Origin of the sequence: Vibrio sp. M60_M70 (assembly GCF_037162085.1) — a bacterium.
Taxonomy (GTDB): Bacteria; Pseudomonadota; Gammaproteobacteria; order Enterobacterales; family Vibrionaceae; genus Vibrio; species Vibrio diabolicus.
Window position 1 is genome coordinate 2,063,116 of the sequence record NZ_JARLUL010000001.1, and the last position, 13,433, is coordinate 2,076,548.

The 13,433-nt window shown below is 45.1% G+C and carries 12 protein-coding genes; 5 read left to right on the plus strand and 7 right to left on the minus strand.

Features of this window, described 5'->3' with window-relative positions; genetic code table 11:
• Positions 1-81: 81 nt before the first annotated feature.
• Positions 82-1,320 carry a leucine-rich repeat-containing protein kinase family protein gene (locus tag P4S59_RS09490; RefSeq protein WP_337168297.1) on the minus strand — a complete coding sequence of 413 codons (1,239 nt, stop codon included), beginning with the start codon at positions 1,318-1,320 and terminating at the stop codon, positions 82-84.
• 280 nt (positions 1,321-1,600) lie between these two features.
• Here P4S59_RS09490 and P4S59_RS09495 point away from each other — a divergent pair, with 280 nt between their 5' ends.
• On the plus strand, positions 1,601-2,497 hold the full coding sequence (locus P4S59_RS09495) for a 1-aminocyclopropane-1-carboxylate deaminase/D-cysteine desulfhydrase (protein ID WP_301615742.1): 897 nt from the start codon (positions 1,601-1,603) through the stop codon (positions 2,495-2,497).
• Positions 2,498-2,536: 39 nt separating this feature from the next.
• Here P4S59_RS09495 and P4S59_RS09500 read toward each other — a convergent pair whose 3' ends face one another.
• The gene (locus P4S59_RS09500) at positions 2,537-3,079 is read right to left on the minus strand and encodes a hydrolase (RefSeq protein WP_337168298.1); all 543 of its coding nucleotides are present in this window, start codon (positions 3,077-3,079) and stop codon (positions 2,537-2,539) included.
• A 150-nt stretch (positions 3,080-3,229) separates the two neighbouring features.
• A complete protein-coding gene (locus P4S59_RS09505) occupies positions 3,230-4,090 on the minus strand; it encodes a LysR family transcriptional regulator (protein ID WP_005376746.1) in 861 nt (286 codons plus the stop codon).
• A gap of 99 nt (positions 4,091-4,189) precedes the next feature.
• On the opposite strand from P4S59_RS09505, the gene P4S59_RS09510 reads away from it, so the two are divergent.
• Positions 4,190-5,254, plus strand: a complete 1,065-nt coding sequence (locus tag P4S59_RS09510) for an HlyD family secretion protein (RefSeq protein ID WP_337168299.1) — start codon at positions 4,190-4,192, stop codon at positions 5,252-5,254.
• Between the two features lie 9 nt (positions 5,255-5,263).
• Positions 5,264-6,283 (plus strand): DUF2955 domain-containing protein, encoded by a 1,020-nt coding sequence (locus P4S59_RS09515; protein ID WP_337168300.1) that lies wholly within the window; start codon positions 5,264-5,266, stop codon positions 6,281-6,283.
• 246 nt (positions 6,284-6,529) lie between these two features.
• Here the strand turns inward: P4S59_RS09515 and P4S59_RS09520 are convergent, their stop codons facing one another.
• Positions 6,530-7,558, minus strand: coding sequence for a methionine synthase (locus P4S59_RS09520; RefSeq protein WP_031780992.1), 1,029 nt, complete (start codon positions 7,556-7,558; stop codon positions 6,530-6,532).
• A 30-nt stretch (positions 7,559-7,588) separates the two neighbouring features.
• Positions 7,589-8,563, minus strand: coding sequence for a DUF1852 domain-containing protein (locus P4S59_RS09525; protein WP_104971928.1), 975 nt, complete (start codon positions 8,561-8,563; stop codon positions 7,589-7,591).
• Between the two features lie 1,117 nt (positions 8,564-9,680).
• Here P4S59_RS09525 and P4S59_RS09530 point away from each other — a divergent pair.
• Positions 9,681-10,598 (plus strand): leukocidin family pore-forming toxin, encoded by a 918-nt coding sequence (locus P4S59_RS09530; RefSeq protein WP_053809756.1) that lies wholly within the window; start codon positions 9,681-9,683, stop codon positions 10,596-10,598.
• A 68-nt stretch (positions 10,599-10,666) separates the two neighbouring features.
• Complete coding sequence (locus tag P4S59_RS09535) at positions 10,667-11,350, plus strand: topoisomerase I (RefSeq protein ID WP_225462082.1); 684 nt, start codon at positions 10,667-10,669, stop codon at positions 11,348-11,350.
• Between the two features lie 78 nt (positions 11,351-11,428).
• Here P4S59_RS09535 and P4S59_RS09540 read toward each other — a convergent pair whose 3' ends face one another.
• Positions 11,429-12,127 carry an ABC transporter ATP-binding protein gene (locus tag P4S59_RS09540; protein WP_337168645.1) on the minus strand — a complete coding sequence of 233 codons (699 nt, stop codon included), beginning with the start codon at positions 12,125-12,127 and terminating at the stop codon, positions 11,429-11,431.
• A gap of 22 nt (positions 12,128-12,149) precedes the next feature.
• Complete coding sequence (locus P4S59_RS09545; protein ID WP_104971930.1) at positions 12,150-13,433, minus strand: ABC transporter permease; 1,284 nt, start codon at positions 13,431-13,433, stop codon at positions 12,150-12,152.

Genomic DNA, 13,433 nt, shown 5'->3' on the forward strand with positions numbered 1-13,433 from the left:
GATTCAATCAAGAGGTATCTCATTTGCTCAGTATCAAAACGGGCAGTTCGATACCTCTTTCTGATTCGATTGAATGAAATCTTATGCCGCAAGCCCAACTAGTCGTTCGAATGCTTGCGATGCCGATTCCGACGCTTCACACACAGAAAACACATCTTCGATAAAGTACTTCAACGCTCTGGATTCAATGGCTCTGATTGCAGCTTGCTGCTCGTCCGATAAATAGCCGTAAATGCTCGCCGCGCCAAAGTCACCGAAGATCATCTCCCCTTGCTCGTTCACCAACGTATTGTGCGCATACAAATCACCATGACACACCTTGTTGTCGTGTAGGTGATTGAATACGTCCACCATCTGCTCAACAATAGAATTCACTTGCTCGACTGTCAGCGTAAACCCTTGTGGGAACGTATCTCGGGTGCAGGTTTCCAACGTTGGTGGCAAACCTAAGTTGTAGTAACTGTTTGGAATCAGCTCCATCACCAAAGCAAGCTCTTTACCGTCATTCACTTGCGCGATGGATTTTACTAAGTTGTTGTGATGCCCAGCTTGCAAACACGCTTCAAGTTCATCATGAGGGTAACCGTCACTGGTGACCTCGCCCTTGAACACTTTTACCGCAACTTCACTCGGGAAGTTGTATTGAGCGTCAGTCCAGTTAGCATGAGAAATCACGCCACTTGCCCCTTGGCCGAGAACATGATTAAGCGAGTAACTGTTTGAGGTCACTTTCGGCACACTGTCTAGCGAAGATGGGTGTTTGCAGAATGGATTACCTGCAAAAGCAAACCATGCCAATTTAGGTAGCTTCATCAGCACATCCGGAAAGTGCTCTAGCTGATTCGCAGAAAGACGAATCAGTTCCAAATTAACTAAGTTTTCCATGCTACTTGGCAGTCGTTTGATGCGATTCCCCGCCAGCGCAAGCTTTCTTAAGCGCGGTCTTTCACCCAGACTGTTTGGTAGCGTTTCAATCTCGTTGTCAGTCAGGATCAGCCAACGTAACTGACTTGGTAGTGAGGCTTCACTCACCACTTTGATCTTGTTGGTTTTAAATCCAACCATCTCAAGGTTTGGCAGCTTGCCCAATACCTCAGGTAAATGGGTGAACTGATTATTGGAAGCAAAAATGATTTTTAGTTTGGTCAACTGTTCCAGCTCTTGTGGCAAATCTGACAGTGCGTTGCTGGATAAATCTAACACTTCAAGCGAGTCTGCAAGCTCTAAAATTTCCATAGGGAACTCAGTTAGCCCTTCCGCCAACTTCAGTTGTTTAATTCCTACTAATTGTCCTTTTTTTAATTGTTCTAGAGTCTGCAAAACCAAGCCTTCTGATTGAATGGAAATAGGCGGCGTAGTGTACGTTGCTTGAGGTAGAAAGGCGAGTCATGGGATGGAATACCATGGAATCAAAGCAACCAAAGGATAGAAGTGAAACCATTGCAATGGTATTACAGCAGCAGTGAGCACGAGTAAAAACATCAGGAACAACCGAAATGGTTGTACTGAAACACAGACTTTTTATCTGGGTTTAATGGCGTTACACTACGCGCCCTTTTTAAATGACAAAGGTGACACGGTTTATTCCGTCAGCATCGACATGAAACTCTCAGAAAGTCCTATCACCCAACATAGCTTTAATGGGCGCAAATTTTTCCTTAAACGTGACGACATGCTCCACTCCCACTTTTCTGGGAACAAAGCACGTAAGTTTATGACGTTAATGGAAGAGCAAAATCCCGACATCACCACGTTAATAAGCTTTGGCTCCGCTCAATCCAATGCCATGTACTCGCTAGCGGCTCTCGCCCAGATTAAAGGTTGGGCATTTGAGTTTTATGTTCATCACATTCCATCTTGGCTAAAAAGCTCCCCCATCGGAAACTATCGCGGCGCTCTCGATTTGGGTATGAAAATCACCGCCATGCAAGACATCGGTAGCGAACTCCACCCTAGTGAATACATCCACCAGGTACGAAGATTAGATGAGTCGACATTGCTTATTCCAGAGGGTGGACGTTCCCACCTCGCTGAAGCTGGCATCAAACAGTTAGCACGAGAAATTCTTGATTGGACGCGATTGAGAGGTAAAGAGCAGTTTACCGTCGCCCTGCCATCAGGCACCGGCACGACGGCTTTATATCTTCATAAACATTTAAGCCCACACGGCATAGAAGTGCTAACTTGCCCTTGCGCAGGCGATGCAGATTACTTAGCTGAGCAGTTCTACCAGCTCGGTGAAAACAGCCACCCAACCATTTTAACCGTGCGCAACAAACACCATTTTGGTCGCTTGTACGAAGAAGATTACATCACATGGAAAGCACTCTTTGAACAAACCGACCTCGAATTTGACCTGTTATACGACCCGTATATGTGGCAATGCCTCACCCCTTGGTTGGAAGAGAACACAGATAAAACAGTGATTTATATTCACCAAGGCGGGTTACTTGGCAACGAGTCAATGTTGCCAAGATATCAACGAGAATTTGAATAGCGTGTTCAAATAAAGTTGTTGCTGATTACAGTGATTCCACTATTTGATGAGCGCCAGAATTTCTTTGAATTCAGGTGCTCGGCAATCTTCGACCATTTCATACAAACACATTTCTAGCCCAGTGAGCACCACACCGTTAGCGGTTAGCTTCGCAAGAGCGAGCGCTTTATTGGCAGCGGTTCGGGAAGATACACAATCCGTGACTAATTCAACGCGATAACCGGACTGACGCAGAGAAACCGCGGTTTGATAGACGCAAATGTGGGATTCAATACCGCAAACCAACCAGGTATCAACTTTCGCGTTCTCCACCGCGACCTTAAACGTCGACTCTTTACAGCCATCAAACGTGTACTTGGTAATAGGTAAATGCGTGCTTTCAAGCACTTCACGAATCGGCTCCGCGGTTGGGCCCAACCTTTCTGGATTCTGTTCTAGCCACAGAATAGGCAAATCTAGTGCTTTGGCACCCTTTACCAGTTTCGTGATATTTTCAATCAGTGCGTCGCTTTCATGCATTAATGTAGCGAGTTTGCCCTGAACATCCACCACAATCAGGCCCGTGTTTCCTTTCGATAACATTTCCATCTCCTATCTTGTGCGACCACAAATCATACTCAACAAGTTGAGTAACAGTTAATGTATCAGAACCCTTTCATGTTAGAGCAATAAAACCTAGAAAGATGACCTTCGCTCACACATTTGCCCTTAGGTAAGGGTGGTTTGAACTGACTATTTAAATTTCTCTCGAATTAGTTCAATCAAGGCTTTGACTTTATTGGGCAGAAATAAGGCCGAGGGATAAATCAGAGTAAGATGCTGCTTCGGATGCGCGAATTGAGGCAGCACCTCGACCAACAAACCATCTCTCAGTGCAGGCTTGGAATGAATTTGAGGAATAAACGCGATGCCGTTTCCTGCTATCGCCATCGAGCGCAGCAAGTTGAGGTCATCCGAACGCAACGCCACATGCAAATCTGAATCGAGCAAATCGGCATTGTAACGATTAGTTAAAAGGCGATGCTGCTTAAGATCTTCCACCGTTTTTACTGGCGGATGCGATTCTAGATAGGCTTTTGACGCAACAAAGTGACTACGATAAGGCAAAAGACTGAACTGCACATAGCTGTCATCGGTGACTTTGACCACGCTCGGAAGAAGCTGTAAATCAAACGATTGACGCTTGAGATCGACACTCTCTTGATGGTTTTCAATCTCGACCGAAATCTCCGGATACCGCGTTGTGTACTCGGTGATGATCGCGTTAAACGCGGCAGAGCTCATCAATGCGGAAGGAATGGCTAAACGCACCTTGCCCGTCAGCTCTTGTTGATATTCGTGCATGGCATTTAAACCTTGCTGAATATGGTCAATAGGCTGCCCCACCAACTCAAACAAGCGTTTCCCGTGCTCCGTCAACTCAATGCTGCGTGTTGTGCGGATCAAAAGCTGTACCCCGAGCGATTTCTCTAATTCTTGCAGGCGACGACTCACTTTTGAGCGTTGTAGTTGATTCGCCTCTGCCGCTGCACTTATACCGCCGTGAACCACCGTCTGAGTGAATAGGTAAATATCATCAAAACTAACGTTCATTGTCCTATTTTTAGGTCATTTATGTTCGTATTATCATTCTACTGAATTGTGAGTGACTTCTCTATAATCCGCTATCCAATATGTTTAACGGAACTTGTAATGACGGCTGACCAAAAATTCAAACACTGGATGCGAACTTTGATTGTCCTGTTCATCGTACTATTTTTGTACATTATCATTGCTGACCGCCACGCCCCCTTAACGACCGAAGGACGAGTGCAAGGATACGTTGTCCAAGTCGCGCCCGAGGTATCTGGTAAAGTGACCGACGTTCTCATCGAGAATAACCAGTCCGTCCAAAAAGGCGATGTGTTGTTTACGATTGATGATCGTAAATACAAGATAGCGCTTGAACAGGCGGAGCTGTCTCTGCAATCCGCTTATGAAAAAGAAGCAACGCTGTATTCTCAACGCGAAGCCGCTCTTGCCAATATTGCCCGCGCACAAGCGACATTTGATAATGCGCACCGCGAATACAACCGCTTACTGACGTTATCGAAGCAAAAAGTCATCTCTCAATCGACACTCGATAATGCCTTTGCCCAAAATCAGGTATCACGTGCAGCGCTTAAAGCGGAACGACAAAACTTAAAAGTCATTGAGGCGCAATTAGGCGATCAAAAAGGTCAAAGCACCGCCGTTCGAATTGCCAAAAACGGCATCGAAAAGGCGCAACTTGATTTGGCAAATACCGCGGTACTCGCTCCCAGTGATGGTGTCGTGACCAACCTGCAACTAGAAGTTGGCACGATGGCAAACACCAACATGCCATTGCTGACATTTGTACCAACAGGATCACTCTGGGTAGCCGCTGATTTTCGTGAAAAGTCCGTCGCGAACGTAGACAAGACTTTCCACGCCTTGGTCACATTTGATGCCAACCCAGGTTCGGTGTACGACTTTGATTTAGCTAGCCGCGATTACGGTGTAGCAGCCGCACAACAAACGCCTAATGGCGCACTAACCAAAGTGGAAGTGAACAACCGCTGGGTACGTGATGCGCAGCGTACACGAGTGAACCTAACCAGCAGCGAAGAGTTACCACCAGCACTGTTTGTCGGCTCTCGCGCTACCATTGTTTTGTACCCAGACAACAGCATTTTCTGGCAGTTGATGGCGCAAGCACAGATTCACCTCGCAAGCTGGTTCCACTTAATTTACTAGGCGGCGACAATGAAAACCTTACGAATTTGGTTCGGCTGCTCTTTAGGGCTCGCGCTAAGCATGATCTTCGGTTGGTCTTACGGATTTTTTGCCATCATGATGCCGCTGTTTATATTGGGCAGAATGGACAACTTTAATATTTCGGCTTTATTGATCGTGTTTTTCTCTGCGGTGTGGACAACCATACAAGCCACATTTTTGCTGGAATACTTGCAGTTTCATCCAACATTAATGATCGTTGCCGTCGGAATCATGATGCTGTTCAAGTGCATTGCAATGATGAACCAGAAAACCTATTTGTTTGGTTACATGGGGCTGTTGGTGGGTTCAATTGTGTTGAATTTTGCCAGCTATAACTTCATGGATATTGAAGAGTTCAACGTCAACATGTGGGTGATGGCGTTCAGCAATATTTTTGTTTGCGCATTCGCGTATTGGTTGTTCCCGGAGCCAAAATCCCCCGCCGAGCACATTGAGATTTCGACCCCAGTGAAAAGCGATATTGACTACATCAGCCAAGTTGCCATGGGTTGGGTAGTGGCGATGGCGGCGTTTATCGTATTCCAAGTTGCGGACTTATATGACTCGTTATCCGCACAAGCTTCCATTTTGATCATCTTAACCCCAATGACTTTAGCGGGCTCGCTCGCCATGGCAAAAATTCGCATCATCGGCACCGCACTAGGCTGCATCGCGGGGATGGCTGTTCAGCTTATATTAGGCAGTTGGTATGGGCATGGGCTACTCTTTTGGCTCGCCTTTACCATTGCTATGGGGCCATTCTGCTTATGGCTCACCAAGGGGCAAATTAAAGCGGCTATCGCGTTTTCTGCCATGTCTGCCCTATCGGTTCCGCTGACGACCTCATTGGTGCCAGAACAAAAAGACGCGTTCTTTTCGATCTTGTACCGTTTCAGCTCGATTTTCGTCGCGGTTCTGCTCACCACGATGGTGATGTGGGTGGTGCATCACTGGATTCGTGTGATGTTGCTAAAGCATCCAGAGATGAGGAACGTGGAGTTGAATTAAGCCTTGGCCGAGGCTGAAAACGGAAAACAAACTATGCCGCTCACTTTACTGCGAGCGGCATTTTTATTTAGAACGGTCATCCTGAACAGCGAGGGACGAGCGTGATTCAGGATCTACCCACCGAGTGCTGTGAAGTTCTAAGATTATCGCCATTTCCTAGCGAGCTGTAATCAGATTCCTAGTCTCGTTTAAACTCACTGGAATGACCCTAACTTTAGTTTATGGTGTCGAGCCCAAGTCTTAATATCAACCCACCAACTCTTTACGAATGATCTCCGCTCCCGCACTTAGCGCATTGAGCTTAGCGGTTGATACTTCACGAGACAAAGGTGCCATACCGCAGTTGGTACATGGGTAAAGCTTGTCGGCATCAACGTACTTCAATGCCTCTCGCAGTGTGTTCGCCACTTCTTCTGGCGTTTCAATTTCGTTGGTTGCAACGTCAATCGCACCAACCATCACTTTCTTACCGCGAATCAACTCAAGCAACTCAATAGGCACTCGTGAGTTATGACATTCGAGCGAGATAATATCGATATTAGACTGCTGCAATTTCGGAAATACTTCTTCGTATTGTCGCCATTCAGTGCCTAGCGTTTGCTTCCAATCCGTGTTCGCTTTGATGCCGTAGCCATAGCAGATATGCACCGCCGTTTCACATTTCAGCCCTTCAATCGCACGCTCTAAACATGCAATGCCCCACTCGTTCACATCATCGAAAAACACATTGAACGCAGGCTCATCAAACTGAATGATGTCGACACCTGCCGCTTCAAGCTCTTTCGCTTCTTGATTGAGGATCTTCGCAAATTCCCAAGCCAGCTTTTCACGGCTACCGTAATGATCATCATAAAGCGTATCGATCATCGTCATAGGGCCTGGCAGCGCCCACTTGATTGGTTGCTTAGTTTGCTGACGCAAGAACTTTGCATCTTCAACAAACACGGGCTTTGTGCGGCTTACTGGGCCAACCACAGTCGGAACACTTGCTTCATAACGGTTGCGAATGGTCACCGTTTTACGGTTTTCAAAATCTACACCGCTTAAATGCTCAATAAAGGTCGTCACAAAATGTTGGCGAGTTTGCTCGCCATCACTGACGATATCAACGCCTGCCAGTTCTTGTTCTTGCAAAGCGACACGTAGCGCATCGCGTTTGCCATCAATCAGTTCTTCACCTTGCAGTTTCCACGGTGACCAAAGTTTTTCTGGTTCGGCCAGCCAAGAAGGTTTCGGCAAGCTGCCAGCCGTTGAAGTCGGTAATAGTGTTTTCATCGTCATTCCTTTCTAGATTCTCGTTGTCGATTACGCGTAGTTTGCAGACCATTGTTCAAGCACAGATTGATAAGGTTTGATGAAATGCTCCTCGGCAAATTTCCCTTGTTCAATCGCCAGTTGGCTGCGCTCTTCTCGGTCGTAAACGATTTGAGTTAGCGAGTGGTCTAGGTTTTTTAGGTTTGGCTGGTAGCAATTACCGGCAACCGCGTTGGCATTGTAAATCTCAGGTCTGTAAATCTTCTGGAATGTCTCCATCGTGCTGATCGTGCTGATAAGCTCTAGGTTTGAGTAGTCGTTCAGCAAGTCACCGAAGAAATAGAATGCCAATGGTGCGACACTGTTTGGTGGCATAAAGTAGCGCACCTGTAAGCCCATCTTTTTGAAGTACTGCTCCGTCAACGAAGATTCGTTCGGCTGATATTCAAAGCCCAAAACAGGATGTTGATTTTCGGTGCGTCGGTATACTTTGTTGTCCGATACGCTCAGACAAATCACAGGCAGCTTTTTGAAATGCTGTTTGTAAGACTCAGAATTAACGAAAGCTTTGAACAGTTTGCCATGCAAATCACCAAAGTTCGCTGGGATGCTGAACTGTGGCTGGTTTTTGTTGTGGTCCAACAGCAAAACGCTAAAGTCGTAATCACGCACGTATGAAGAGAAGTTGTTACCCACAATGCCTTCGATGCGCTCGTTAGTGTTGTGGTCAACAATGTTAGTTTTGAGCACTTCAATCGTTGGGAAGGCTTCTCCACTGCCTTGGATACCCATATCAACAGAGATGATTTCAAGCTCAACAGAGTAGCGGTCACCTTGCGCGTTATCCCAATATGCCAAGGCATTAAAACGATTGTCGATCATTCGGAGTGCATTGCGCAGATTCTCTCGGCGGTAGTTTCCTCGAGCCAGATTAGCAAAGTTGGTAGTGATTCGCGTGTTGTCTGATGGTTGGTAATTCTCATCAAAGCGAATGCTTTTGATAGCAAATGTGAAATCGTTATTCATCGTGAGTTGGTATCCTATTTCCTTAGATAAAGCAGACTTTTCCTAACTCTGTGCATGGGGATATTTTTGTTTTTTGGTTTTCCCAATCGTTAGGTTGCGCAGCGTTCACGACGAACAGTTCGTACTAAAAACGGTGGTCGCAGTGCCTAACACCAGAGCAGTCCGTTTTTTATACTTGCTTCACGAGTTGAATAATATTGGTATTGTTTCACATTGAACATGAAAGAAATTCATAGTGGGAGTTCCGACCCTGAGGGAACTATCGTAGATACTGTTATTCATTGACACCAATACACGTAACTTGGCGAGCATAGTGCCAATATGTGTAATTAAGAAACTGATGACTCGTGAGGGATAAGCTGTATGTGAACCAGTTTTAAACTTGGAAAACGCATTATATAAACAAGATGCTAACTGGAATATAGGACAGCGTAGCTTAAATAGTACTTTTCACATTCAATCATTTATTCAAGCATTCGTTTAATCAGAAGTACCTTACATTTAATATTTTCGGAAAAATCATTATTTAATTATCTTATTTCTTTCTTTTCCTATATTTACCATCTCAAACGTAAAGTTTCATTTTTCTGTTGTAAAAGCACATATAACCTCATACACGAATATGACAACTTCATTGACAAGCTTTGTCACCCAACTATTACATGAAGCTCGAAATAACCAATAATAAAACAAACATAACCTACTGTTTTAATTTAAATTAAACTCAGGAAGCCGTAATGACCACATAACGACACTTTACTTAGTTTGGCATAACATAAACCTCAACAATAACATGGTTAATACTTATAAACCTCACTTCTATCAATAAGGAATTTTAAACATAACATTAGAAGATAAAAATTAAGTAATAACTTAAAAAGGTAAAACTTAATAACCAAATTCTTATTTATTATAGTTGAGTAATGAATTTAAAAACTATGAGACATTAATCCCACGAATCTATACTTTTCCTTTTTTTATTAAAAAACAAGATGCAATATTTCACCGCTCAATTATTGAGCACCAATTAATAACCAGTCCATAATTATAAAACACCCATAGAGTTATTGTTAAAAACCAATAATAACCTTTATGGGCTGACTAATAGGAAACAACAATGGAAAAACAGCATCTTTCCGCGAGTATTATCGCGCTCGCATTACTTGGTTCTCTAGCTCCAGCACATGCTGAAGATACATTAAAAGCTTACACTTCGACCTTGCTACAGCTCGATGATAGCGATGCACGCTCGAAGAAAATCCGCTTAATTTACTCCTTAGAAAATGTCTGGAATCAATCTTTGCTGCCGAATGGAGCTAAGGAAGCCAAGTTGCTTCTAAACGGAGGTTCTGGTTTCGACATGACTAATGTGCCGAATAAAGAGCAGATCTATGGTTTTGCCACCGGTGGAGACTACCGTTACACAATCCCAACCGCCTTTAAACTGGCACTGAGTTATTTAAATGGTGCCCCTTTACGTCATATGAGCCATGCTCCAGAAAATACTATTGCAACAGCATCCGTAAGTGAGTCTCTGGACTTTAATCTTGGCTTCAGTGCTTCTGACTCTCCAAATATTAGCGGTGGTATCTCCTGGAGCAACCGCGTAACTTACGATCAACCAGAATTTCAGACGGTGGCTGATTTTGATCAGACCAATGAGAGCATTAATTGGCTTATCGAAAACCAGACTATCCGCCACAATACTCCACCTAAAGACTGGTTATTGTACCGTTGGACCAGCTGTGACATGGGCAACCTAATTGACTATAGCGAATTACCTGTCGTGATGCGCTCTGACTTTAAACCGCAAGTCGGTGTTGTATATCGAAAAAATGATATTCAAGATGGCCTAGATACGTCAGAAGTCAAGCTGGTTGCAGGTTGGCGAAAAACCAATTACTACTTTGGTCGTGACTGGTGTAGCTGGTATACCACCCCAGAAAATACCTGGAAGAAAAATCGTGATAGCAGTCAATGGACAGAGACTAGCCGAGCCGTAACTATCTCTTGGAATGACGCGCTCTACCACTAACTTATTAGCCTGCGGCCACGGAGTGAATAAGTGGCCGCCGTATTTACTAATGAAATAAACGGTAAGACATGACAAGTAATAAAAAACTCTTGACTGGATCGGCGCTAGCACTTGGTGCAGTACTCGCCATATTTCTAATTAATTCAAATAACAAGAATTCCCAGAGCGATTCTGTTGCAAGCTTTGACGAGCAAATCAAGACAGAGAAAACTGAGACAATGAATGTAACGCCTCCTGAGAGCACTCCTGTTCAAGAGGTGGTTACCGTTCCAACACCACAGAATGACAATGACGCTACTTCCGACTTCATTACAGCTACACCTTGGATATCTGCCCCATTAAATGAACTGAGCAATGAACTGTACGATTTTATTGAAGCTGAACAGGTAAGTTACATCAGTACGACCGACTATCCATTCGACGAGCAAAAGCAAGAACAATTGCGAACATTAGCTAAGCAAGGGGTTCCTATCTTGTTTGACAACACGGAATCATCCTATTTGGATAGCTACGGTGTCAGCGAAACCAAAGTCGTATCAGAGTATTTTGGTACGGCGTCTGAAGGTGATGTCATCATCGCTACCGGAGTACAGAATGCAGATGGCAGCATTCATTATCTAGTTTTGCCTTTGAAGAACAAAGATCTCAACGATAACAGTAAATTGATTGAGGACACTAAGCTCGCAATCACTCTACTTAAAGAACAAAAGCATGACTTGATAAAAGAGAGACAAAGCGAACATCGCGAATAAAAATAAAGGAAGATAGCGTCTCCTATTCCATGGCTATCTTCCTTAAAATAACTCCAGTCTCAATCAAGAAAAATTCATTTATCTTCCCTCCGGATCCCTATCCGAAATCACCTTGCCATCTTTGATAGTGATGATGCGCTTGGTGCGTTCTGCGAGGGCGTTATCGTGCGTCACGATGATCAACGTTCTACCTTCGGCATGGAGTTGGTTGAACAAGGCTTCAATCTCCGCGCCGGACTTTGAATCCAATGCACCCGTTGGTTCATCCGCTAAGATGATTTGCGGATCGTTGACCAAGGCTCTTGCAATCGCAACTCTCTGCTTTTGACCACCAGAAAGCTGGTTTGGTTTATGGTCTAAACGATCCCCTAGCCCGACTTGCTTTAGCAATTTAGCGGCGCGCTGGCGACGTTCTTTGGCTTTGATGCCAGAGTAAACCAACGGCAGTGCCACGTTATCAAGCGCCGTCGCGTATTCCAATAAGTTAAAGCTTTGGAAGACAAATCCGATCTTTTGGTTACGAATGCCAGCCAGGTCATTCGCACTTAAACTTGCGACGTTTTGGCCGCCAAGTTGGTACTCGCCATCGGTGGGCTTATCTAAACAGCCGAGCATGTTCATCAACGTTGATTTACCCGAACCGGACGGGCCAAGAATGGAAAGAAACTCGCCTTGATTAATGGTTAAGTCAACGCCGTCTAACGCGCGAACTTCCGCCTCCCCACTAGAGTAGTATTTACAGATGTTGGTCAGCTCAACAAGCGGCTTGTTCGACATGTTCTCTCTAGAGTTATTGTTGTTATTCACTTTGTAGCGCCTCCAACGGACTGACTTTTGCGGCTCGGTTTGCAGGTAACCATGCAGATGCCACACCAATGATCACTAAGGTGAGGATGACAATCGCGACAACGACCCACGACAACTCAGGGACAGGTTTACCCAATTGTTCATAAAAGGTACTGCCCTCTAAAGGAATGGAACTGATGGCAGACACCAGCGCGTACGTCACGGCTAACCCAAGCGCGCCCCCCATCATCATTGTCAATAAAGACTGCACTAAATAGTGCATGCGAATTGCTGTTGGGGTTGCACCGACTGCCATGCGCACACCGATATCACGCGTAGATCGCTTTACGGTGGCATACATCACATTGGCAATGCCAACGCCAGCAACAGCTAACGTAACGAAGCCGATAATGCCAAGAAAACTCTGCAAACCTATCAGAAATTGCTGCATACTCTTTTGCTTAAGGAACATATCATCGACTTGGACGATCTGCTCATCGCTGACACTTGCCCCGTGTTTACGGGCAATCACTTGCCTGATCGTCTTTGCTAAGGCTTCTCGGTCCACATCCGCTTGTGGTTGCACATTGATGCCACCAATTTCACCGTTGACATGAAATCGCTTCCACGTCGCTAACGGCACAAAGCTGGAATAGTTGATAAGATCCCCCAGTTCTATTTGAGCGCTGTTTTTCTCCAATACGCCCACAACGGTGAACTCCTCATTGCCGATTTTTACCTTTTTCCCCACAGGGTTGACTTGCAATGTGACTGTCGCAAACCAACTAAAGTCCTCATTCGGGTTGAATAAGTCGGCTGCCAGTTCATAACCCAGTACAACGACTTTGCGCGTCTCTTTTTGATCGAGTGGATTTAACCATCGTCCCCCCACCATCGGCACCAAATTGGTCATGGATTGAAACTCGCTCGTGACAGCTAACGGCTCTTGCCACGAGCTTCTGTCACCAACGGTGATACGCTCTTTCCACTTCGCAGTTGGCGCAACACTTTTTACATCGGGTAACGCTCGAACGATCTCTGAATCGTCCATTTTTAATGTCAGAAATTTACCTTGGTGAAAAGCACCATGGTCGACGGTAGCCATCCCTCCGGTCAAATAGATCAAGTTGCCGTTACCATTTTGTGCGGTTTTCAATACGCCCTGACGAATACCCTCACCTACCGCCAACATAGCAGCAATACAGAGGGTCGCCCACGCTACAGCCAGAATGGTCAAACCCAATCTCAGCTTTTCTGCGGCCATTTCTTGGAAAATTTGTCTCATCGGTAACAACAT

Excerpts from the sequence above, each read along its gene's own strand:
- P4S59_RS09495 (WP_301615742.1), top strand. The coding sequence starts at position 1,601 with ATGAAACTCTCAGAAAGTCCTATCACCCAACATAGCTTTAATGGGCGC.
- P4S59_RS09500 (WP_337168298.1), bottom strand. The coding sequence starts at position 3,079 with ATGTTATCGAAAGGAAACACGGGCCTGATTGTGGTGGATGTTCAGGGC.
- P4S59_RS09505 (WP_005376746.1), bottom strand. The coding sequence starts at position 4,090 with ATGAACGTTAGTTTTGATGATATTTACCTATTCACTCAGACGGTGGTT.
- P4S59_RS09510 (WP_337168299.1), top strand. The coding sequence starts at position 4,190 with ATGACGGCTGACCAAAAATTCAAACACTGGATGCGAACTTTGATTGTC.
- P4S59_RS09515 (WP_337168300.1), top strand. The coding sequence starts at position 5,264 with ATGAAAACCTTACGAATTTGGTTCGGCTGCTCTTTAGGGCTCGCGCTA.
- P4S59_RS09520 (WP_031780992.1), bottom strand. The coding sequence starts at position 7,558 with ATGAAAACACTATTACCGACTTCAACGGCTGGCAGCTTGCCGAAACCT.
- P4S59_RS09525 (WP_104971928.1), bottom strand. The coding sequence starts at position 8,563 with ATGAATAACGATTTCACATTTGCTATCAAAAGCATTCGCTTTGATGAG.
- P4S59_RS09530 (WP_053809756.1), top strand. The coding sequence starts at position 9,681 with ATGGAAAAACAGCATCTTTCCGCGAGTATTATCGCGCTCGCATTACTT.
- P4S59_RS09535 (WP_225462082.1), top strand. The coding sequence starts at position 10,667 with ATGACAAGTAATAAAAAACTCTTGACTGGATCGGCGCTAGCACTTGGT.
- P4S59_RS09540 (WP_337168645.1), bottom strand. The coding sequence starts at position 12,127 with ATGTCGAACAAGCCGCTTGTTGAGCTGACCAACATCTGTAAATACTAC.
- P4S59_RS09545 (WP_104971930.1), bottom strand. The coding sequence starts at position 13,433 with ATGTTGTTACCGATGAGACAAATTTTCCAAGAAATGGCCGCAGAAAAG.